Source organism: Streptococcus sp. 29887 (genome assembly GCF_032595075.1).
In the GTDB taxonomy this organism is placed as follows: Bacteria; Bacillota; Bacilli; order Lactobacillales; family Streptococcaceae; genus Streptococcus; species Streptococcus iners.
This window is the reverse complement of record NZ_CP118735.1, coordinates 1510166-1533713: the sequence shown is the minus strand read 5'-3', so window position 1 is coordinate 1533713 and position 23548 is coordinate 1510166. Positions and strand designations below refer to the sequence as shown.

Sequence of the window (23548 nt, the reverse complement as noted above, 5' to 3'; positions counted from 1 at the left end):
ATGAATCATCCAATAATACTCTTTTTTAAATATTGGTATATCACTTTTCCGCTATTGTTTATATTACTCAGCCTGTATTATAAAGGGGAGAATGAATCCTCTTTAAATATGCAGTCAAAAGCAAAAGATGAATTTGAAAATCAGGAGGATGAGCAGAAAATCTACCCTATTCAAAATTTATCTTATTATCTAACATTACATAACCAGCTAATTTTAAAGTCTAGAAATTGGATCATTAACCTGAAAGAAAAGAGTCCTTATGAATATCAAACTAGGGATGTGCTAGAACAGGGCTATTTCATTTTAAATGAAATGGAGCATTTTAAGGATGAGTTGTATTACGCAACGGGATATGTGCCATTGATGAGCCGTTATGTAGGTTTTATAAGTATTTTGTCTGAATTTACTTATGAGGTGAAAATGAGGGATCCTGAACAAAAAGAGTTTGTACTTACTATGTCAAAATTAAATTTTCAAGAGCAACCAATAAATTACTTGGCTGAGAGTAAAATGATGTATGCAACTATCGATTCGGAAGACTTCCGTGAAGAAGTAACGAATCTAGTAGAAAGAGTCGATGCTTGGATGGAGGATTTAGAAAATCCATTTTCTTATGAGTTGCAACCGCGAACGAAACTAAATTATGCTTATGCGATTATCACCAGGCTTAATGAGTTGAAGGAGGAATTTAGTAGTGTTTTGGTTGCAGAGATGAGGGATATTGAGAGCCTTGAATTTCTTTCAGGACTTGAAGCTTGTATAGAAAATTTTACGAACGAAGTAGAACTTAGAGATCCAGAGAAGTCTAAGTTAGTTCATCTTTTGGATCATGACCCAGATTTGATTTCTTCACATATACAAGTAGTGAAATATACCAATCAAATTGTTAGCATGATTCAGTCCAAGACTTGTCATCAAGAGTTATTGGCAGAGCATATGGCACACTATAACTTATACGAAGAAACCTTGGAAAAATTAGCCAAGATTCATTTCAATCCAGAATTATTTGACCATGAACTTGTTGAAAGGCAGGAGATTATTGATTTTATTCATACTTATCAGAGGTTTCAACAAAAGGCTATCAAACATTTAAACAAAGATGAAGTTAGAGAATATCAAATTGCTCGTAGGTTACTTGACACTAAGATGAGTGAATTTGAGTACAGAGATCTTTTGGAATAATTCTAGAGACAGATATTTTAGATGTTTGACTACATGCACAATTTTAATTATTTGTAGATCAAAGGAGAAATATATGGGAGCATTTCTATTTTTTACATTTGCGATTTGTTATCTGGTAGGCATTATCGCTATAACGATTGGTCTCAGACGTAGGAAGTAGGAGGAAAGACAAATGGAAGAACTCTTTATGAAACTCTTTATTTGGTTTTTTATCTTACTCTGGGCCTCACCTGTAATCATTGTCGCATTGGCAGGTGCTTGGGTCATTTTATGCCTATTGTTTGGCAGAAGAAAATAATAGTTACGAGCATTGCAAAAGAACACAGGCTAGCGCAAAATGCTAGTATATTTCAGATATACAGGGAGGGGTTGCCATGCCTTACCGTAAATTAACATCAAGAGATCGGACTTTTATCAAAGGGCAGACGGACCGCTTGCTGAATCAGATGAATAGCAATGCGGCCTATTTGGCGACAGTTCAGACCTATGAAGCAGCCAAGGCTCGAGCCAATCAAGCCTATTTGGCTATGGAGTTGGAAGATGACCCAGAGAAAAAGGTCCGACTGGCAAAATTGGTTGAAACCTATACTGCACAAGCCCAGGCTATATTGGACGAGTGGGAGGAGAAGAACAGACGTGCAGAGCAGGCGGCAAGAAATGTCAAGTTGATCTTGTGGCTGACCGTACTGTTCACCCTTAGCTTTGTTTTTCCAGTCAATATCATTCTAGTCATTCTTTTTGCCGTTTGGTTTTATCGGAATTACCTTCGTTCTAGTAAATCCGACCGAGTGCCTAAGGCTACTGCGAGCCAGTCTTTGACAGAAGAGGAAAGTTATGAAGAATGGCTGACAGAAAAGATTGTCACTCTCAACAAGGACAAGCGGGAGTGGACTGAGGCTATGCTGACAAAATATGACAGTTTAGATGACATTGCAGCAGGTATCGGTGAAATGGATGAGATAGATAAAGTGGCTGGTAAGAACCTTCTACGACGCTATCAGGCCATTTTAGCAGATATTGAAAAACTGCCAGATTCTGACCAGAAAACCTATTATAAGGATTTTCATCAAGAGATCATTGCCGACTTGGAAGATCTATTTGAACAACTCCATTTTGGATAAGAAAAACCGGTAACAGTACAAGGCTGTTGCCGGTTTTGTTATTCGTCAATGGAGAAGACCAGGACCATGATTTGAATAAAAGTAAAGCCCAGGATGAAGGGCAAGGCAGCCCAGGAAACGACTTCAATCATTTCACTGACAACCAGGCTTGGTCTGGTAAAGATGTCCCATGAATTGAGCCGTGCATAGCGTCCGATGTGAATGGCAAAGCTGGATAGAAGGGAAAGACCACCAATCAGAAACAGCCTGAACCAGTAGGACTTGATAGAGAAGGCAGAGAAAATCAGCCGCAGGCTTTCCACGCCAGTCATGACCCCATAGAAAATACTTGGGACATAGAGCATGAAAAGGATCATGCTTTCCCGTTGCCAGAGGACTGTGTTTGCAAAATGCATATGGACAATGTCCGTCACCATGTAAAAGGTGTTGGGGTAGAAAAAGAGCCAGAGGAGCCCAGCAATAATCTTAATGACCTTGGACTTACTGTGGTTGGTGAGGATAGCAAAATCAAGTGCTACTAAAGCCAAAAACATATTCCAAGTCAAGTCAGGTGCAGTGACACCGTAACGCTTTAGACCGGCAGCGATGATGAGGAAAAAAATATGGATAAAAACATTTTTCTTTGTAAACATGACAAACCTCTTTCTGTAGAATATAAATGCTAGTATATCACATTCAGGCAGAAAATGGGGACTTGTCATCAAATTGTTAGGACTTGTTTAAGCTTGGATTAAGTATTAGAAAACAAAAAGAAACAGCTGACCTGTTTCTTTCAACTTATTTATTCATCAACGGCAAAGACCAGGACCATGATTTGTATGAGGGTGAAGCCAAAGATAAAAGGGAAGGTTTCCCAGGACATTGCTGCGACCATATTATTAAGAACAGCAAGGGGGCGCGTGAAAATATCCCAAGAGCGAATATTGGCATAGCGACCGATATAAATAGCATAGCTAGCAAAGAGGGATAGACTACCAATAATCAGCAAACGCAAGCCATAGAATTTGACATTGTAGCTTTTGAAAATAGCTTCTAAACTTTCCACGCCAGCCATAATTCCAAAGAGAATAGCTGGGACATAGAGCATAAAGAGGAGCAAGCTGTTGCTTTCCCAGAGGGCTGTGCTGGTAAATTGGAGATTGACCAGTTCGGTCAAAATGTAGAAGGTATTAGGATAGAAGAAGAGCCAAAATGGTGTGATCAAGAGCTTGCTGGCAGTATGATTATTTTGGCGGACCAAAATAGCAAAGTCCAAGGCCAATAAGGCCCAGAGCATATTCCACATCAGGCCGGTATTTTGAACGTCATTTAAGAGCATTCCGACACAAATAATAACAAAAAATAGATGGATTAAGAGATTTTTAGGTGAAAACATAGACAACCCCATTCTTTTTCATAACTTCTTCTAGTATAACATATCTTAGAAGGATTGTGGATGGGAAGTCGCTTTGTTTTTGCACAAAAATATGATAAAATGGGGTGTTATCAAGAACAGGGTTTCATTTGCCCTGAGTTGAAAGGAAAAAAACATGACAAAAACACCGTTTTACATTACCACACCGATTTATTATCCGTCTGGAAAACTTCACATCGGTTCAGCCTACACGACCATTGCCTGCGATGTCTTGGCTCGCTACAAGCGTCTGATGGGCCACGAGGTCTTCTATCTGACAGGGCTTGATGAGCATGGTCAGAAGATTGAAGAGAAGGCAAAAGAAGCTGGTTTGACACCTCAAGCCTACGTTGATGGCATGGCGGTTGGCGTTAAAGAGCTCTGGAACTTGCTAGACATCTCTTACGACAAGTTCATCCGCACGACCGACGATTACCACGAGGAAGTGGTGGCGGCTGTTTTTGAAAAATTGCTGGCGCAGGACGACATTTACTTGGGAGAGTATTCTGGTTGGTACTCTGTTTCAGACGAAGAATTCTTCACTGAGAGCCAATTAGAAGAGGTCTTCCGAGATGAAAACGGCAAGGTAACAGGAGGTATCGCTCCGAGCGGTCACGAGGTTGCCTGGGTTTCAGAAGAATCCTACTTCCTTCGCCTCAGCAAGTATCAGGATAAATTGGTTGAGTTCTTCAATGCTCACCCAGACTTTATCCAGCCAGATGGTCGCCTCAATGAAATCATGAAAAACTTCATCGAGCCAGGCTTGGAAGATTTGGCAGTATCACGTACTTCATTTACATGGGGTGTACCTGTACCGTCAAATCCTAAACACGTTGTTTATGTTTGGATAGATGCGCTGCTCAACTACGCAACTGCCTTGGGTTATGGTCAGGAAGAAACAGCCAACTACGACACATTCTGGAATGGGACGGTTTACCACATGGTTGGCAAGGACATTCTTCGTTTCCACTCCATTTACTGGCCAATCATGCTCATGATGTTGGACATGAAGTTGCCAGACCGCTTGGTCGCTCATGGCTGGTTTGTCATGAAAGACGGCAAGATGTCTAAGTCTAAGGGCAATGTAGTCTACCCAGAAATGTTGGTCGAGCGATTCGGCTTGGATCCACTGCGTTACTACCTCATGCGTAGTCTGCCAGTTGGTTCTGATGGAACCTTCACGCCAGAAGACTATGTAGGTCGTATTAACTATGAACTAGCCAACGACCTTGGAAACTTGCTCAACCGTACGGTTGCTATGATTAACAAGTACTTTGGTGGTCAGGTGCCAACTTTTGTTGCCAACGTGACTGATTTTGATGCGGACTTGGCGGCAGTAGTGGCTGAAAACTTAGCAAGCTACCACAAGTATATGGAAGCTGTTGACTATCCACGCGCCTTGGAAGCGGTATGGAACATCATTTCCCGTACCAACAAGTACATCGATGAAACAGCTCCGTGGGTCTTGGCAAAAGAAGAAGCCGACCGTGATAAGTTGGCAGCGGTGATGGCCCACTTGACGGCAGGTCTTCGTGTGGTGGCTCACCTCATTCAGCCATTTATGATGGCCACTTCAAATGCTATTATGGAACAACTTGGTTTAGGAACAGCATTTGACCTTGAAAATCTTGACTTTGCAGGTCTTCCAGCAGGTTTGACAGTGGTCGCAAAAGGCACGCCTATCTTCCCACGTCTGGATATGGAAGAGGAAATTGCCTATATCCAAGCCCAAATGGGTGGTAGCTCTGCTATTTCCCAAGAGGAAGAAAAAGAGTGGAACCCAGCTGACGTGGAACTCAAAAACGAAAAAGCCGCGATCAAGTTCGAGGACTTTGACAAGGTGGAAATCCGCGTGGCCGAAGTCAAAGAAGTGGCCAAAGTAGAGGGTTCTGACAAGTTGCTCAAGTTCCGTTTGGACGCTGGTGATGGACAAGACCGCCAAATCTTGTCTGGTATCGCCAAGTACTATCCAAATGAGCAAGAGTTGGTCGGCAAGAAAGTCCAAATCGTTGCCAACCTCAAGCCACGTAAGATGATGGGCTTGCTCAGCCAGGGCATGATCCTATCAGCCGAACATGGTGACAATTTAACACTCTTAACAGTCGATCCATCTGTGCCAAACGGCAGTCAGATTGGGTAAGAAAATTTAAAAAGGAAGCTTCCAAATGAGGAGGCTTCCTTTATTGTCTTAACCTCTGACACAGAGGCCTTTTTTATAGACTTGGTCTGTTAAATTGGTTGCGAAGAAGTAGAAGAGGAAGTCGATATTGGGTGCATCAAAAATGCTAATGTCGGCATCTTTTCCAGGGTGGAAACTACCAATATGGGTCTGTCTGTCTACGGAATAGGCAGCGTTGATGGTCACAGCATTCAAGATTTCAACTGGTGTTAAACGCATCATGAAGCTACCTAGTTGCATGACAAATTGGAGGTTGGCAGTTGGGCAACTGCCTGGATTGCTATCGGTTGACAGGGTGATCGCCATCCCCTTATCCAGCATTTTCCGAGCGGGTGCATAGGTATCCTCCATCAGGCTAAAGGTGGTAGCTGGAAGGAGGTTGCCAATCACCTTAGCATGACTTAGTTTGTCAATGCCTTGGTCGGTAATGACCATCAGGTGCTCGGCACTGACTGTACCCAGTTCGGCAGCTAGGTCAACCCCACCAATGCTTTTAATTTCATCAGCATGGATACGGAGTTTAAAGCCCATGTCCTTGGCTTTTGTGAGCAGGCTACGGGCTTCTTCAGCGGTAAAAACTCCTTGCTCACAGAAGATATCACAGAATTCTGCCAAGTTTTCTTCTTTAACTCGTGGCAACATGCTTTCTATAATGAGGTCCAAGTAGGCTTGGTTATTTCCCTTATATTCTTCTGGAATGGCATGGGCTGCCATAAAGGTAGAAATCAAATCAATAGGGTGGTCCTCATGAAGTTTTTGCACCACTTCTAACTGCCTTTTTTCAGTTTCCCAGTCCAGTCCGTAGCCACTTTTAGCCTCTACGGTAGTCACTCCATGGTCCAGCATATAGTCCAGTAGTTTATAGGATTTCTGATAGAGGGTATCAAAATCAGCCTTTCTGGTCGCTCGAACTGTGGATAAAATACCTCCACCATTTGCTAGAATATCCAGATAAGAAACGCCAGCTAGTTTCTGAGCAAATTCATGTTCTCGGCTTCCTCCATAGACCAGATGGGTATGGCAATCGATTAGTCCAGGGGTAGCCACCTTTCCTTGACATGAAAGAAGAATCGTTTCAGGGCCAACTAAGTCTGCTTGAGGCTCTCCAGTCCCAGTTGCAAGAATTTTTCCATCCTTGATGGCTATGTAGCCATCCTCTAAGATAGTGGCTGCAGCCATTTCCTTACCAGCTAGAGGATGACCGGGGTCATTGGGGCAAAATACCTGATTGAAATGGGTCAATATTTTGTCTGCGAACATAGTGCGTCCTCCCTTGTATGATGTTCTTAGTTCTAGGATAATACAAAACCGTCAAATTTTTGTCAAAAATAAATCGTTTTTCTCAAAAAATAAAAAGTTGTTAAAATAACATATTAACAGACTTTATATAGACGGATAAAAGGTAAACTAGGAATGTATAAAAAGTTCTTGCTCGGAGATGGAACTATTTCTGGGGAAGGAAACAAGCACTAGATTCAAAAGGAGGATGACCTATGTCACATTTTGAAGAAAAAGATATTGCGGCAGCAATGACCATTAAGCTAGATGATGTCTTGCCTGAAAAGACAGTCTTTGAGGAAGGCATTAGACGAGCACCAGACCGGGGCTTTCGGTTAACACAGGCTCAGACGGAGATTGCCTTAAAAAATGCCCTGCGGTATATTCCAAAAAAATACCATGAGGAAGTCATACCAGAGTTCTTGGAAGAATTGAAAACTCGTGGGCGGATTTATGGCTATCGCTGGCGTCCAAAAGAAAGAATTTATGGCAAGCCGATTGATGACTACAAGGGAAATTGTACGGCTGCCAAGGCCATGCAGGTCATGATTGATAACAACCTCAGTTTTGAAATTGCCTTGTATCCTTACGAGTTAGTCACTTATGGGGAAACAGGTTCGGTCTGTGCCAACTGGATGCAGTATTGTTTGATCAAAAAATACCTGGAGGTCATGACAGAAGAACAGACCTTGGTAGTAGAATCAGGTCATCCATTAGGTCTATTTAAATCCAAACCAGAGGCACCGCGTGTCATTATTACCAATGGTTTGTTGGTTGGTGAATACGACAACATGAAGGACTGGGAAATCGCTGAGGAAATGGGAGTGACCAATTATGGTCAGATGACAGCTGGTGGCTGGATGTATATTGGACCACAGGGAATTGTTCACGGTACCTTCAATACACTTCTCAATGCTGGTCGCTTGAAATTGGGTGTAGCTGATGATGGGGATTTGACAGGTAAACTCTTTATTTCATCTGGTTTAGGTGGAATGAGTGGAGCTCAGGGCAAGGCTGCTGAAATTGCTAAGGCAGTTGCTATTGTAGCCGAGGTAGACCAGTCACGGATTGAAACCCGCCATTCACAAGGTTGGATTAGTCAGTTGGCAGAAAGTCCAGAAGAAGCTCTGACCTTGGCCTTGGCTGCGAAAGAGAAAGGCCAATCTACCTCAATCGCCTATCATGGAAATATTGTAGATTTGCTGGAATATGTGGTTGAAAAGAATATTCCAGTTGATCTTCTCTCTGACCAAACCTCATGTCACAATGTCTATGATGGAGGTTACTGTCCAGTCGGTATTAGCTTTGAGGAGCGTACTCGTTTACTCGCAGAGGATAAGGAAAGCTTTGTTGGTCTAGTGGATAAAACCCTGGAACGTCATTATCAAGCTATTAAGACCCTGACTGACCGAGGAACCTATTTCTTCGATTATGGTAATGCCTTTATGAAGTCAGTTTATGACTCAGGTATCAAAGAAATTTCTAAGAATGGTCTGGATGATAAAGATGGCTTTATCTGGCCTTCTTATGTAGAAGATATCATGGGACCTATGCTCTTTGACTATGGTTACGGTCCATTCCGTTGGGTTTGTTTGAGTGGCAAGCATGAGGACTTGATTACTACAGACAAGGCTGCTATGGATGTGATTGATCCAACTCGCCGTTACCAAGATCGTGATAATTACAACTGGATCCGCGACGCAGAGAAAAATCAGTTGGTCGTAGGAACTCAGGCACGGATTTTGTACCAAGATTGCATGGGTCGTGTCAATATTGCGCTGAAGTTCAATGAGCTCATTCGTCAAGGGAAAATTGGGCCTGTTATGCTAGGCCGCGACCATCACGATGTATCAGGTACTGATTCCCCATTCCGTGAAACATCCAATATCAAGGATGGTTCAAATGTGACTTGCGATATGGCTGTTCAGTGCTACGCTGGTAATGCGGCGCGTGGTATGAGTCTTGTGGCCCTCCATAATGGTGGCGGTACTGGTATTGGTAAGTCTATCAATGGTGGTTTTGGTCTGGTATTGGATGGAAGCGAGCGCGTGGATGAGATTATCAAATCAGCTATTGCTTGGGATACCATGGGTGGTGTAGCGCGTCGGAACTGGGCTCGTAATGACCATGCGATTGAAACGGCTATTGAGTACAACCAAATGCGTCAAGGTACAGACCATATCACCATTCCTTATTTGGCAGATGAGGACTTAATTCAGTCTTCTGTTGCTAAATTGTTTGAAAAATAAGTAATCGGCTAAACAATCATAATAAGAAAGAGGTTTTCAAATGGCAAAACTTGTAGAATGTATTCCAAATTTTTCAGAGGGACGTAACCAGGAAATCATCGATGGCTTGGTAGCAACTGCTAAGAGTGTCCCTGGTGTGACCCTGCTAGATTATTCTTCGGACCAAAGCCATAACCGCAGTGTGTTTACTTTGGTGGGGGATGAGGAAAGTATTCAGGAAGGAGCTTTTCAACTGGTCAAATATGCTAGTGAGAAAATTGATATGACCAAGCATACAGGTGAACATCCAAGGATGGGAGCGACGGATGTACTTCCATTTGTCCCTGTAAAAGATATCAGCATGGAGGAGTGCGTCCAACTAGCTAAAAAAGTGGCTGAGCGTATCAATAAAGAATTGGCTATCCCAGTCTTCCTCTATGAAGAAGCAGCAAGTAGACCAGAAAGACAAAATCTAGCTAAGGTCCGTAAGGGTCAGTTTGAAGGAATGCCTGAGAAATTATTGGAAGAAGACTGGGCGCCTGATTTCGGTGAAAGAAAAATTCATCCAACAGCAGGTGTTACGGCAGTAGGTGCTCGGATGCCTCTAGTTGCCTATAATGTCAATTTGGATACAGACAATCTAGAAATTGCCAATAAGATTGCCAAAATTATCCGTGGTTCTGGTGGTGGCTACAAGTATTGTAAAGCTATCGGTGTCATGTTGGAAGGAAGAAATATCGCCCAGGTTTCAATGAACATGGTGAACTTGGAAAAATGCTCACTTTATCGTACCTTTGAAACCATTCGTTTTGAGGCTAAGAGATATGGTGTGTCGATTATTGGTTCTGAAATTGTTGGATTGGCACCTGCAAAAGCCTTGGTTGATGTGGCAGAATACTACTTGCAATTGGAAGAGTTTGATTACAGCAAGCAGGTACTAGAAAATCATTTGTTGGGATAAGGAGTATGACCGATGGCATTAGTTGATTTAACCCTTACAGAATTTGCTCAATTACTGGGTTCAGATGCCCCAGCACCAGGTGGAGGCTCAGCAGCAGCTCTCTCGGCTGTCAATGGTATTTCATTGACAAAAATGGTGTGCGAGTTGACTCTTGGGAAGAAAAAGTATGCTGACTATCAGGCTGCTATTGAAGACATTCATAACGTAGCTGGTGACTTGCAAGAGCGTTTATTGCGGGCAATAGACGAAGACACAGAGGCATTTAATCAAGTTTCAGCTGTCTTTGATATGCCTAAGGAAACAGAGGAAGATAAAGAAGCGCGCAGGCGGGCTATGCAGGCAGCCTTGAAGGCAGCAACGCTCTCTCCGTTTGGCATGATGGAAACGATGTTGCAGGCACTTCAGGTAACAGCAGAGGCAGTCGGCAAGTCCAATACCAATGCAGCAAGTGATTTGGGGGTGGCAGCCCTCTCGCTCAAGGCAGGTTTGCAGGGGGCCTGGCTCAATGTTCTCATCAATCTATCTGGTATCAAGGATGAGGAATTTGTTGCAACCTATCGCCAACAAGGCCAGACTATTTTGGAAGCTGGTTCTAGCCTAGCAGACCAGGTATATGAAGACATTCTCCGCATAGTTTAAAGGAGGTAGCTATGGTTTTATCAGATATTGACATTGCGAATTCCGTCCAAATGGAACCCATTGGACAGGTAGCAGACCGTTTAGGTATTCCAGAAGAAAGTTTATCCTTATATGGTAGATACAAGGCCAAAATTGACAGTCGTCAGTTAGAAGCCTTGAAAGATCAACCAGATGGGAAATTGATTTTGGTAACAGCTATTTCCCCAACTCCAGCAGGGGAAGGAAAAACAACAACTTCCGTCGGTTTGGTCGATGCCTTGACTGCTATTGGTAAAAAGGCTATTATCGCCCTACGTGAACCTTCTCTGGGACCTGTCTTTGGGGTTAAAGGTGGTGCAGCAGGTGGTGGCTATGCCCAAGTTGTTCCAATGGAAGATATTAACTTGCATTTTACTGGAGATTTTCATGCCATCGGTGTAGCCAATAACCTACTCGCAGCCTTGATTGATAATCATATTCACCACGGGAATACCTTGGGAATTGATAGCCGTCGAATTACCTGGAAGCGAGTAGTTGATATGAATGACCGCCAGCTTCGCCATATTGTTGACGGTCTTCATGGAAAGGTAAATGGAGTACCTAGGGAAGATGGCTACGATATTACCGTTGCATCAGAGATTATGGCCATTTTATGCCTCTCTGAAAATATAGCTGATTTGAAGGCACGACTGGAAAAAATCATTATCGGATATAATTTCCAAGGGCAACCAGTTACAGCTGGGGACCTTAAGGCAGCTGGGGCAATGGCAGCACTCTTGAAAGATGCCATTCATCCGAACCTTGTTCAAACCCTTGAACACTCTCCAGCCCTTATTCACGGAGGTCCATTTGCCAATATTGCTCATGGCTGTAACAGTGTCCTAGCGACCAAACTTGCCTTGAAATATGCAGATTATGTGGTGACAGAAGCTGGTTTTGGGGCGGATTTAGGGGCTGAAAAATTCATTGACATCAAGTGTCGTCTAAGCGGTTTACGACCTTCTGCAGTCGTACTCGTAGCGACCATCCGAGCCCTTAAAATGCATGGTGGAGTTGCCAAGTCTGATCTGGCTCAAGAAAATGTAGAAGCAGTGCTTGCAGGTTTACCAAACCTTGAAAAACATCTGGAGAATATACAGGAAGTCTATGGTTTACCTGCGGTTGTTGCCATCAATAAATTCCCACTAGATACAGAGGCAGAATTAGAGGCAGTTTCGACTGCTTGTGCCAAACGTGGTGTTGATGTAGTACTGTCTGATGTTTGGGCGCATGGAGGTCAAGGAGGTCGTCAACTTGCAGAGAAAGTTGTCCAACTTGCTCAAGAAGAAAATCATTTCCAATTTGTCTATGATGTAGAAGACAGTATTGAAACCAAATTACATAAAATTGTGACAAAAGTTTATGGTGGTCAAGGGGTAAAACTTTCAGCAGTTGCTAAAAAAGAAATAGCGGAACTAGAAAGACTAGGTTTTGGTTCCTATCCAATCTGTATGGCCAAGACTCAGTATTCCTTCTCAGATAACCCTAATCTACTAGGAGCTCCGACAGACTTTACAGTGACTATTAGCAATGTCAAAGTTTCAGCAGGTGCTGGCTTTATCGTCGCCTTGACGGGCAATATTATGACCATGCCAGGTTTGCCAAAGGTCCCTGCTAGTGAAAAAATTGATATTGACAACCAGGGCAATATCACAGGTCTTTTCTAAGAGAGGTGGAAGGATGATTAGAGTTGAACAGTATAAAACAAGTGATTACCAAGAAACAACTTGGTCAGGTGGACGAACCACTCAACTCTATCTTTTTCCTACGCAGTCTTCCTATGATGAAAGAAATTTTCAATTTCGATTGTCCACAGCAAGTATGGACACGGAACAATCTACCTTTACCTCGCTAGCTTCTTATCACCGTATTCTATTAAGTTTAGACCAAACCATTGTCTTGCAGGATATGAATAGTGGTGAACAAGTAACTCTGGCTCCTTATCACATCCATCGGTTTGAGGGGGAACAATCCATCCAATGCGTAGGAAAAGCACAGGATTTTAATATTATATTTGACGATAGTATTCAAGCTGATTTACAGGTGATGGATGAGAACAAGTGGGGAGTAGAGTGTGGGGATGATTTTCAATTTATTTATGCCTTAGTCAATTTGGATTTCCATATAGAAGGGTGGGGAAGTGGTCATCTAGCAGCAAAGGAATTGCTGGTGGTTGAGACCAATGAGTTGCCTCCTCTGCACCTTCATCTAACTGCTTGTCAAGCTTGCCAAAAGCCTAAGGCGCTTATTGCTAGACTTAGGTCAACTGACCTAAGTAGAAACATGATCTAGAAGAAGATTTAGGAGATCATATCATGGAAAACAAACAGACACAGTTATCGACGCAGGAGAGTGCAAAATTCTCCCTGACAGGAGCGACCTTATACGGTATCAACGCTGTTATTGGGTCTGGTATCTTTCTCTTACCGCAAAATATTTATAGGGACCTTGGTCCAGCTTCCATCGCTGTTATGCTAGGAACAGCTATCCTGACTATCATGTTGGCGGTCTGTTTTGCTGAGGTGGCAGGTTACTTTGGAAAAAATGGCGGTGCCTTCCAATATTCTAAACGTGCTTTCGGTGATTTTATTGGTTTTAATGTCGGCATCTTAGGCTGGATGGTAACCATGTTCGCCTGGGCTGCGATGGCAGCAGGTTTTGCTAAGATGTTCATCATCACCTTCCCAGCCTTTGAGGGAATGAACATTCCACTTAGTATCGGCTTGGTCATTCTCTTGTCCTTGATGAACATTGCCGGTTTGAGAACCTCCAAAGTCTTTACCATTACGGCAACCATTGCCAAGTTAATTCCGATTATTCTCTTCTCCCTTTGTGCCATCATCTTTATTCCTAAAGGTCTATCAAACTTTAGTCCTTTTGTACAATTATCTGAAGGACAAACCTTGCTGGGAGCAATTTCTGGTACAGCCATCTATATTTTCTATGGCTTTATCGGTTTTGAAACCCTCTCTATCGTTGCTGGTGAGATGCGAAATCCAGAAAAAAATGTTCCTCGAGCTATATTAGGTTCTATTAGTATTGTTTCTATTTTGTATATGCTTATTATTGGGGGTACCATTGCCATGCTAGGTTCTGGTATAATGGATACAAAGGCTCCTGTACAAGATGCTCTTGTGAAGATGATTGGTCCTGCTGGCTACTGGTTGGTATCTATTGGGGCTCTCATTTCCATCACTGGTCTGAACATGGGTGAATCCATCATGGTGCCACGTTTTGGTGCTGCCATTGCAGAAGAAGGACTCTTACCAGCAGTCATTGCTCGTAAAAATAGTAAGGATGCGCCAGTTGTAGCCATTATTATTTCTTGTGTCATTGCTGTTATACTATTATTATCAGGTTCATTTGAAATTCTTGCTACCCTCAGTGTAGTCTTCCGTTTCTTCCAATACATCCCAACAGCACTGGCTGTCAATAAATTACGCAAAGATGAGCCGAATGCACAGGTAGTTTTCCGTCTGCCATTTGGACCAGTCATTCCAACTATTGCAGTAGTTATTAGTTTGATTATGATTTGGGGAGATAACCCAATGAACTTTGTATATGGAGCTATCGGTTTACTGATTTCTAGTGCGATATATTTCTTCATGCATGGACGAAAGAAAGTGTAATGGAACACTCCTGAAAAACGAAAGGATGAAAGTTATGACAAAACCACTTGTATTAGATGGAAAAAGTTTGACTTTAGAAGATGTTGTAGCTGTTGCTAGAGATGGTCAGCAGTGCTTGATTTCAGAAGAGGCTAAGGAAGATGTCTTGGCTTCGCGTAAAATTGTAGATGATATTGTCAGGGAAAAGCGGGTTGTCTATGGGGTGACCACTGGTTTTGGTTCCCTTTGTAATGTTAGTATCCCTACTGAAGATACTATTCAGTTGCAAGAAAATTTGATTCGCACCCATTCTAGCGGTTTTGGCAATCCCTTACCAGAGGATGTGGTTCGGGCTATTATGTTAATTCGGATCAATTCTCTGGTCAAAGGGTATTCAGGTATTCGCCTTGAAACCGTTGAAAAATTGCTGGAGATGTTGAATAAGGGGGTTCATCCATTTATTCCTGAAAAAGGCTCCTTGGGTGCATCAGGTGACCTTGCTCCGCTTTCTCATATGGTTTTACCTATGTTAGGTTTGGGGAAAGCCTATTACAAGGGGCAATTGCTTTCAGGTAAGGAAGCGATGGAGCAAGCAGGTATTGATATTATTCACCTAGCAGCAAAAGAGGGCTTGGCCCTAATTAACGGCACAACGGTCTTGACGGCTATCGGTGCTCTAGTGACCTACGATGCCATCCAGCTTTTGAAATTGTCAGATATTGCTGGAGCATTGTCACTGGAAGTTCATAATGGTATTACCAGTCCATTTGAAGAAGAATTGCATCTTATCCGTCCTCAAAGTGGCCAACTTGCAACGGCAAGAAATATTCGTCATCTCTTAGAAGACAGTGGCAATACAACAGTGGCTACTATCCAGCGCGTACAAGATCCATATACTTTACGTTGTATCCCGCAAATTCATGGAGCGAGCAAGGATTCGATAGCCTATGTCAAAGAAAAAGTAGAAATCGAAATCAACTCTGTTACGGACAATCCAATCATTTGTAAGAATGGCCACGTTATTTCAGGAGGGAATTTCCACGGAGAACCCATGGCTCAGCCATTTGATTTGTTGGGTATCGCGATTGCAGAAATCGGCAATGTGTCTGAACGCCGTGTTGAACGTCTGGTCAATAGTCAGCTCAGCAAATTGCCGTCCTTCTTGGTTAAACACCCTGGTTGCAATTCAGGCTTTATGATTACCCAATATGCCTGTGCAGCCCTAGTATCCGAGAACAAGGTCCTCTCTCATCCAGCTAGTGTGGATTCCATTCCATCTTGTGAAAACCAAGAAGACTTTGTCAGCATGGGAACAATTGCAGCTCGTAAGGCAGGAGAAATACTGAAAAATGCACGCCGTGTCCTTGCAACAGAAATCATGGCTGCTTGTCAAGCTCTGGATTTGAAAGAAAATAGTGCCAAACTTGGTAAGGGAACCAAACCAGCCTATACAGTCTTTAGACAGCAGGTTGATTTCATCGAAAATGACAAAGACATTGAAATCTACGACGAGCTCAATAAAGCCTCGCTTGTGATTGAAAGTCCAGAATTCTTGGCTGCCGTAGAAGAAGTGGTTTCGCTGACGATCCAGTATGAATAAGCCTGCCTGAACAGAATTTGACAGGAAGCAGTTAGATAGATATACTAAATAGGAGGTCTTATCAAGGAACAAGACCTCCTATTCTGTCAGAGTTTGATGATGAAGACGATAACTAGGAGAAAACATGCTAAGTAACTATTATCCAATGACCTATCCCTATTATCAAAGAGGGTTTGATGATGATCTCTATACTGCCAAATGGGGCATGGTGATGGAATTTATCGATCTTAATGACCAGACGCTGAAACGCTTTGATGGAAAGCATTTTGGGATTATTGGTTTTAAGAGCGACAAGGGTGTCTATATCAATCATGGACGTGTTGGAGCAGTAGAGGGGGCTAGCAGTATCCGAACCCAATTGGCTAAACTTCCCTGGCATCTGGGCAAAGAAGTCAAGATTTACGATGTAGGGGATATAGATGGTCCCAATTGTAGCTTGGCTCAATTGCAGGACAGTTTGGCTGCAGCGGTTCAGCGCATGCTGGAGTTAAATCTCTTTCCGATTGTCCTGGGTGGAGGCCACGAAACAGCCTATGGGCACTACAAGGGATTACAGGCTGGCTTGGAACAGGAAGAACCTGTCGCTGTTATCAACTTCGATGCACATTTTGATCTTCGCCCTTATGACCAGACTGGTCCAAATTCTGGTACTGGTTTTCGGCAGATTTACGATGACTGTAAGGCGAGGGGCTATGAATTTCCTTACTTAGCCTTAGGGATCCAAGAACATAATACCAATCTTTTTCTCTTTGACTTTGTTGCCAAATCAGAAGCTATTTCCTTTTTAACAGGACAAAATCTCTATGTAATGGGCTATGAAAAAATATGCGCTTACTTAGATGAATTTATCCAAGGTCAGCAGTCTATCCACCTGACCATTGATATGGATTGTTTTGCAGTTGGAGCTGCACCAGGTGTTAGTGCCATTCAATCTCTTGGGATCGATCCAAACCTAGCCGTCCTACTCTTACAATATCTGGCGGCTAGTGATAAAATTGTTGGTATTGATATTGTGGAAACCTCACCGCCCCACGATATAGACAACCATACGGCTAACTTAGCTGCAACGCTTATCTTCTATCTGACACGGATTTTGGTGCAAACACACGACAGAAAATAAAACTTTTCCTACGATAACTAGAAAAAGGAAGGACTATCAGTGAATAGGTCCTTCCTTTTTGGTTGTATGATTGTAGTTGAGCTTATTTAGTTGCTTTCATGAAATTCTCCAAATCTTCCAGAAGCAAACGGTCGCGATAAGGGTTCAGAAATTGTTTGGCGATGTGGTAGTAGTGGCTGAAGTCTTTATCTAATTTATGAGTAAATTCTTCCTTTAATGATGGGTTGTCATTCATTTCATTCTTTAATTTTGCCATCAGGTAATAAATCATGCCCTTATCTCTCGGGTTAGAATAGCGAGAAATCAAGGCTTCCTTCCTGTCGAGCAGGTCATGAACCCCTGTGTAGTCTTGTTGCTGGCAACCTAGCAGTGCCAAGTAAAGCTTGAGTTGCACTTCTTTCCAAGGATAAATCTGTTGATTGACTTCTGGCATAGCCGCCTGAAAGATGGAATGAGCCTGGTCAAAATCTTGCAGATGATAGTAGGAAGTACCCAAGCCGATATAAAAACCAAGAGTAGATGACTGAGGAGCCTGGTCTTGCACCAATTCGATAGCGTCTTTTTGCAGGTGGATGGCAGTCAGAAAATCTCTGCGAATCTGAGCCATCTCCGCCAAGTAATCGAGGGCAGCCGCAATCTGAATGGCGTATTTCTTCCGCATAGAAGCTGTCAGACTAAAGCAATCAATAGCTTCGTAGAGAAGACGACTAGCCTTCTCCTCATCCCCTAACATGAGATTAAAAAGTCCCTTAAAGCGTAGAAACATTCCGATGGCTTGGTGATCATTAGCCTCTATTGCAGTTTCCAGACCTAATTCAGCATAGTAGCCCAGGTCATTTATGTTTTCAATTTGTATGCAGTAATGGATAAACTGTCGATAGCCCTTTAATAGATAATCTTGATTGTGGAGCGCGTGGGCTCTGGCGATCACCTTACGAATACTGCTTACCCCCTTCTGATAGTTACCAATTCGAATATAGTAACGACCTTCATAAAATTCAAATCTGACCTGGAGAAGCTGGAACTGACGCTGGTCGCCATAAAGCTTTTCGAGATGGGCCATGGTTTCCCGCACCTCAGCCAACTGTTCCTGGATCCAGATCACATTCTCTTCTTCCTTGCCCCTGCTTAATTGGCCATTACTAGAGCTCAAAGGAAAAAGATCGTAGTGCGACTTGATTGCCAGATTTAAGTGATCTAAACGATATTCCAGAGCCATCAGGGGTTGCTTGGCAGCCGTAAAATGTCTTGAAATTTTGAGTAATAAGGAGCTATTGTTGGGTTGAAGTTGTAATTTTTGGATTAGATGAAAGGCAATTTGTTCATGCAAAATTCTTCTTTTTGATAGAGGTAGCTGATCGTAGAGAAATTCTCCTAAGACAGCTTGACGAAATTGCACTTCCAGTCGATCATCAACCTCTTTTTGCAGGATCAGGGATTTGTTGGTTAGCTGATCAACCAAGGTAGCCATTTCATGATGGCTTAGTCCCATTAAATCAGCCAATAGACTAACATCACTTCCAGCACTACAGGTTGAGAGGTAGTTGAGCAACTCTTCTTCTTTTGGCTCTAGGGCATGGACCTGCAAAGCCATTTTTGACCGAATAGCTGCCGTTAGAGGATGGAATTCACGTCCCTCCCTGATTTGCTGGGCATATTGGTCCAGGAGAAAGAGATTACCTTGACTGTAGTGGTAAATCTGATCAATATCAGAGATAGCAGCCTGCTGGCTAACTTCTTGCAAGAAATTCTGACTTTCGGAGAAGGATAAGTTTTTCAGCTCCAGTCTTTCTGCAAGTTGACGATTGGATAGGTAATGCTCTAGGTAATCCATCTCCTTATTTTGCCGCAAGTTTCTGGTCAATAGAAATGCTAGAGGAGCACGACTTAGAGCATGAATACAGTCCAGCACTACCTGTAAACTATCTTTATCCATCCAATGAGCATCCTCAATCAAAAACAGTATAGCTTGTTTCTGACAGGTCTTTTCCAAACCATCAATCAAGTCTTCACGGTTCCTTGTTTCTTCCAAAGACATTCTTGTATCCAATTTCTCTTGGAAAAGCCATTGGTAGCTACGACTTATCTTTTGCCAAATGGAGTGAGGCTTGTAGAGGTCCTCTGGTAAACAGTTGATTTGAAGGATAGAAAAACGTTGACCTTGGTTAGCCAAGACCTGACGGACCAGGCTTCGTTTTCCAGATCCGACATCTCCGTGGAGGAAAAAGGCACGACTACCAGTTTCTAAGACAGAGGCTAGGAAATGTTCGAGAGCATGGATTTCTTCAATTCTTCCATAAAAGTAGTCGGTTTTGGGAGCTAACTGAGTGTCTTTTTTCTCTGTATGATCCCGGATTACTTGATAATAGAGGTTTTTTATCGCTTCACCAGGTCCGATTCCTAGCTCCCTATCCAAAAGTTGCGCTAAGCGATGATAGGTTTCAATAATTTTTCGAGTCTGCCCTTCCTCTAAATAGAGTTTCATCAAGCTAAGATAGTGTTCCTCATTGAATTCATCCATGCTAATCATCCGAAGGATGAGGTTCTCAGCTCCCTCTAGGTCAGACAAGCGCTCTTGTTTTTCCAGCAACTGCTGACAGGCAGTCAGATAGGTCTTTTCCAGTTGGGACTTGATTTTTTCTATCCAAAAGTCAAACTCCTGGCAATTCTTGATATAAAAATTTTCCAGAAACTCTCCTTTGAAGAGATGGAGCTGGTGCACAGGGTCTGATAAAAATAATTGTACATCACAGGAGGTGTCTATATCAGGATTCATAGCTAGCATGGACCTGTTAGGGCTGATAATGGCCTCGATGCCTAATTCTCTATTGGTCTGATAGATGGTATTGCGTAGGTTTTTTCTAGCCTTTTCCGGATTTTTATTTCCCCACAATAGTGTGGCAACCTCTTCACGACTGGCCTCACCTTTGAGGATGAGATAGTAGAGCAGGGCACTGATTTTTGCGTAGGACGGTGTGACTTCCGTTTGATTGACTGAGATAGTCGGAGTTCCCAATAGGGAACAAGATAAACGCGCCATAAGTAAACACCTCCAAATATTCTTATATTTACTATAACAAAAAAATATAAGGAAGACAAATTATATATTATACGGTTTAGAGTGGTTTCTAGTGGAATAGAATAAGTAACCTCCTTGAAACATATTGGTAGCTTTTACGAATAAATAGGATGAGGAAAAAAATATGTTTATCGTAAAAAATAAAACCAATCACTTGTTTAATATTCTAGAACTTGCCAATTTTGGAGCTGATGACTTTTATTGTCCCCTATGTTCCAGTCCAGTCCGCTACCGTTCCGGCAAAATCATGCGACCGCACTTTGCCCATGTTAGTCGGAAAGAGTGTCCGTTTTTTACGGAGAATGAATCTACCCAGCATCTCTCCCTCAAATCTGAGCTCTATAGCTGGCTGGTAGGAGTGGAGCAGGTTGAGCTGGAAAAATACCTACCAGAGCTCAACCAACTAGCAGATTTATTGGTGAATAAGCGACTAGCCTTAGAAGTCCAATGCTCCAGTCTATCAATTTCTCGCTTGCAAGAACGAACGCGGGCCTATCATGAAGCTGGCTTTCAAGTTCTTTGGTTGCTAGGCAAGGACCTCTGGCTCAAGGAACGACTGACCAAATTGCATAAGCAGTTTCTCTCCTTTAGTATGAACACGGGCTTTCATCTCTGGGAGTTGGATGATGAAAGAAAGGAATTGCGACTTCGCTACCTCATTCATGAAGACTTGCGGGGCAAGGTGCATTGTCTGACCAAGGTTTTTCCTTTCGGTCAAGGAAACTTACTGGATATATTGCGATTGCCCTTTGCCAAACAAGCCTTATCTCGTATGAATTGTAGATTGGATAGAGATTTACCAGCATATATTGCTCGACAACTTTACTACAAAACCCCAAAATGGTTAGCTCTGCAGGCAGAAGCTTATGGTCGTGGAGAAAATTTACTGACCAAGACAGCACTAGACTGGTATCCCCACTATCGTCTGCCCCGCTCTGCCATTGGCTTTGCCCAAATCAAACAAGACCTGACACCAATTTATCTAGCTTTTGATAAGTTTTATGACAAAATGCAAGACAAGGAAAAACAAGTCCTGTATCCGCCGACTATTTACTTTAAAAATAGGTATACTCCTGATGGAGTTTACAATCTCCTAACATAAGAGCTTGCTTTTTATGTTATAATAAATAGAGAATATTCTAGATTAAAGATACCAGAGGATTGAGATGAAATTAACTAGTTTACACCTTAAAAATTTTAGATGTTTTGAATCGTTAGACCTTGCCCTAAATGAGAGATGTACTGTGATTGCTGGAGTTAATGGGTCAGGAAAGTCAACGATTTTAGATGCCATTGCCATTTCAGTTGGAACATATTTCGCTAAAATACCTATGTCTTATAGTCTGCCAATTAACAAAGATGATGCACTAAGAAGGACATTTGCTATTGGTAGTGTTGTAGATACACAGAGTCAATATCCTGTAGTTATTTCATCAAGGGGAATAATGGATGGGAAGGAATTGAATTGGGTAAGAGAACTCAGGGGTCAGAAGAATCGTACAACTGTTAAGGAAGCAGGTGAACTGATTGAGGTGGGTTATAGATATCAAAAGCAAATTCAAGAAGGCGATGTCAATCTAGTTCTTCCGATTATCGCATATTATGGTACAGGAAGACTTTACAAAAAAAAGACAAATAGAACGGGAAATCACAAGAAAAAAAGTACCCGTATGGATGGCTATTCAGATGCTCTTTCTTCGGGAACCAACGAAAAACAATTATTCCGTTGGTTTGAGGATATGACCTTAATTCAATTGCAGGAAGGTAAACTTATTCCTGAACTTGAGGCTGTTAAAAAAGCGATGAAACGTTGTTTTTTATCAGGACATCCTAATTTAGTTTCAGACGTTGCAATTGCTTATTCAGTAAAGTCAAAAGAGATTGAAATTACCTATTCGTATAGTGATGGAAGGATAGAAAAATTACCCCTACATATGTTTAGCGATGGTATTCGGATTACTATGACAATGGTTGCAGATATTGCCTCACGGATGGCTATGCTTAACCCTCAATTATTGGATTGTGTCTTAGAAACACCTGGTTTAGTATTGATTGATGAGATAGATATGCATCTTCATCCTTCTTGGCAAAGTAAGATTTTAAACACATTGCTAGATACATTTCCAAATGTACAATTTATTACGACAACCCATTCACCAATTGTTATCTCCAACTTAAAAACAGAATATTTAAGATTACTTAATAATGGTATCATTGAAACTGTTGAAAATAGTTACGGTAAAGATATTAGAGATATTTTGCAATTTATTATGGGAACAGAATATCGCCCTAGTGAAGTTAGGAGTCTTATTACAGAAATTCATGACAAACTAGACTCAAATGATTTAAGTCAAGCAGGTGAATTAATAGATCGATTAAAAGAATTATTGGGCGAAAATGACTCAGAAGTCATTGCGGCCCAAACATCCCTAGAATTAGAGAATTTTTTTGAGGAGCTGGAATGATTCTAATAAAAAAAGGTAGGCAACCGAATAGATTTCTTCAGTATAAACGACAACCGAACGCGAGCTACCAAGATCTGCCAAGTGATATTAAAGAAATACTGAAAAAAAGTTTATTAGATGAACAGAAGGAACTATGTGCCTACTGCATGCGGAAGATTACATCTAATGATATGAAAATTGAACATTATTATTCCCAATCTTCTGAACCTGATAAGCAATTGGAGTATTTGAATTTATTGGCAGTCTGTAAAGGATTTGAAGGTAAAAGTAATAAACAACAAACCTGTGATACCAAAAAAGGCAATAGAGAATTAACAATAAGTCCATTAAATCGCGGTCATATGTTAACAATATCTTATAAATCTTCTGATGGTACAATTCAATCAAAATTATACGCAAATGATCTTGATAAAATATTGAATTTGAACCAGGATGAATTAAAAAAGGGGAGGAAATCAGCACTGAATGCCTTTCAATACTTTATTTCTAAAAAACATAAAGAAAAGTCCATGAAGAAGGGGCAGGTAGAAAAGCTACTGGAAAAGTATCAAGCTAAAACAGGTTCATCCTATAAAGGAATTATTATTGCTTATCTTGAAAAGAAGCTGAAGGGAGCACCGAGTTAAAGTAGTTGCAATTTCAGATATTTCTTGTTTTAAATGCTATTCTGCAATAAC

At 41.9% G+C, this 23548-nt stretch carries 19 protein-coding genes; 15 read left to right on the top strand and 4 right to left on the bottom strand.

Annotated elements, in window-relative coordinates; all coding sequences use genetic code 11:
* The 3 genes from PW252_RS07475 to PW252_RS07465 all read left to right on the top strand — a co-directional run bounded on the left by PW252_RS07475 (position 1) and on the right by PW252_RS07465 (position 2303).
* Positions 1 to 1182, top strand: coding sequence for a hypothetical protein (locus PW252_RS07475; RefSeq protein ID WP_248049029.1), 1182 nt, complete (start codon positions 1 to 3; stop codon positions 1180 to 1182).
* Between the two features lie 172 nt (positions 1183 to 1354).
* A complete protein-coding gene (locus PW252_RS07470) occupies positions 1355 to 1480 on the top strand; it encodes a hypothetical protein (protein WP_316716654.1) in 126 nt (41 codons plus the stop codon).
* A gap of 76 nt (positions 1481 to 1556) precedes the next feature.
* Entirely contained in the window at positions 1557 to 2303 is a 747-nt protein-coding gene (locus PW252_RS07465; protein ID WP_248049027.1) for a secretory pathway Sec39 family protein, read from the top strand.
* A 38-nt stretch (positions 2304 to 2341) separates the two neighbouring features.
* Here PW252_RS07465 and PW252_RS07460 read toward each other — a convergent pair whose 3' ends face one another.
* Together PW252_RS07460 and PW252_RS07455 are read right to left on the bottom strand one after the other, a co-directional pair.
* Positions 2342 to 2935, bottom strand: a complete 594-nt coding sequence (locus PW252_RS07460; RefSeq protein ID WP_172050779.1) for a DUF1361 domain-containing protein — start codon at positions 2933 to 2935, stop codon at positions 2342 to 2344.
* A gap of 149 nt (positions 2936 to 3084) precedes the next feature.
* A complete protein-coding gene (locus PW252_RS07455; protein ID WP_248049025.1) occupies positions 3085 to 3678 on the bottom strand; it encodes a DUF1361 domain-containing protein in 594 nt (197 codons plus the stop codon).
* A gap of 154 nt (positions 3679 to 3832) precedes the next feature.
* On the opposite strand from PW252_RS07455, the gene metG reads away from it, so the two are divergent.
* Positions 3833 to 5836: a methionine--tRNA ligase gene (gene metG / locus PW252_RS07450; protein ID WP_248049023.1), complete on the top strand. Its 2004-nt coding sequence runs from the start codon at positions 3833 to 3835 to the stop codon at positions 5834 to 5836.
* A gap of 48 nt (positions 5837 to 5884) precedes the next feature.
* Here metG and hutI read toward each other — a convergent pair whose 3' ends face one another.
* Positions 5885 to 7135, bottom strand: a complete 1251-nt coding sequence (hutI, locus tag PW252_RS07445; RefSeq protein WP_248049022.1) for an imidazolonepropionase — start codon at positions 7133 to 7135, stop codon at positions 5885 to 5887.
* Positions 7136 to 7368: 233 nt separating this feature from the next.
* On the opposite strand from hutI, the gene PW252_RS07440 reads away from it, so the two are divergent.
* The 8 genes from PW252_RS07440 (at position 7369) to hutG (ending at position 17327) form a co-directional block, all read left to right on the top strand.
* Complete coding sequence (locus tag PW252_RS07440) at positions 7369 to 9402, top strand: urocanate hydratase (protein WP_172028578.1); 2034 nt, start codon at positions 7369 to 7371, stop codon at positions 9400 to 9402.
* 40 nt (positions 9403 to 9442) lie between these two features.
* Positions 9443 to 10342 (top strand): glutamate formimidoyltransferase, encoded by a 900-nt coding sequence (gene ftcD / locus PW252_RS07435; RefSeq protein WP_172081523.1) that lies wholly within the window; start codon positions 9443 to 9445, stop codon positions 10340 to 10342.
* Positions 10343 to 10354: 12 nt separating this feature from the next.
* Positions 10355 to 10981 (top strand): cyclodeaminase/cyclohydrolase family protein, encoded by a 627-nt coding sequence (locus PW252_RS07430; RefSeq protein WP_248049020.1) that lies wholly within the window; start codon positions 10355 to 10357, stop codon positions 10979 to 10981.
* Positions 10982 to 10992: 11 nt separating this feature from the next.
* Positions 10993 to 12666, top strand: a complete 1674-nt coding sequence (locus PW252_RS07425) for a formate--tetrahydrofolate ligase (RefSeq protein WP_248049018.1) — start codon at positions 10993 to 10995, stop codon at positions 12664 to 12666.
* Positions 12667 to 12679: 13 nt separating this feature from the next.
* Positions 12680 to 13291 carry a HutD family protein gene (locus PW252_RS07420; RefSeq protein WP_248049016.1) on the top strand — a complete coding sequence of 204 codons (612 nt, stop codon included), beginning with the start codon at positions 12680 to 12682 and terminating at the stop codon, positions 13289 to 13291.
* Positions 13292 to 13314: 23 nt separating this feature from the next.
* Positions 13315 to 14628 carry an APC family permease gene (locus PW252_RS07415; RefSeq protein WP_248049014.1) on the top strand — a complete coding sequence of 438 codons (1314 nt, stop codon included), beginning with the start codon at positions 13315 to 13317 and terminating at the stop codon, positions 14626 to 14628.
* Positions 14629 to 14662: 34 nt separating this feature from the next.
* Positions 14663 to 16207, top strand: coding sequence for a histidine ammonia-lyase (gene hutH / locus PW252_RS07410; RefSeq protein WP_248049013.1), 1545 nt, complete (start codon positions 14663 to 14665; stop codon positions 16205 to 16207).
* A 124-nt stretch (positions 16208 to 16331) separates the two neighbouring features.
* Positions 16332 to 17327 carry a formimidoylglutamase gene (hutG, locus tag PW252_RS07405; protein WP_248049012.1) on the top strand — a complete coding sequence of 332 codons (996 nt, stop codon included), beginning with the start codon at positions 16332 to 16334 and terminating at the stop codon, positions 17325 to 17327.
* Between the two features lie 82 nt (positions 17328 to 17409).
* Here the strand turns inward: hutG and PW252_RS07400 are convergent, their stop codons facing one another.
* A complete protein-coding gene (locus PW252_RS07400; RefSeq protein WP_248049010.1) occupies positions 17410 to 20367 on the bottom strand; it encodes an AAA family ATPase in 2958 nt (985 codons plus the stop codon).
* Between the two features lie 163 nt (positions 20368 to 20530).
* On the opposite strand from PW252_RS07400, the gene PW252_RS07395 reads away from it, so the two are divergent.
* The 3 genes from PW252_RS07395 to PW252_RS07385 all read left to right on the top strand — a co-directional run bounded on the left by PW252_RS07395 (position 20531) and on the right by PW252_RS07385 (position 23497).
* Positions 20531 to 21508 carry a competence protein CoiA gene (locus PW252_RS07395; RefSeq protein WP_248049008.1) on the top strand — a complete coding sequence of 326 codons (978 nt, stop codon included), beginning with the start codon at positions 20531 to 20533 and terminating at the stop codon, positions 21506 to 21508.
* A gap of 64 nt (positions 21509 to 21572) precedes the next feature.
* Complete coding sequence (locus tag PW252_RS07390; RefSeq protein WP_248049006.1) at positions 21573 to 22871, top strand: AAA family ATPase; 1299 nt, start codon at positions 21573 to 21575, stop codon at positions 22869 to 22871.
* The gene (locus tag PW252_RS07385) at positions 22868 to 23497 is read left to right on the top strand and encodes a retron system putative HNH endonuclease (RefSeq protein ID WP_248049004.1); all 630 of its coding nucleotides are present in this window, start codon (positions 22868 to 22870) and stop codon (positions 23495 to 23497) included. Before PW252_RS07390 ends, PW252_RS07385 begins: the two co-directional genes overlap by 4 nt.
* Positions 23498 to 23548 lie beyond the last annotated feature (51 nt).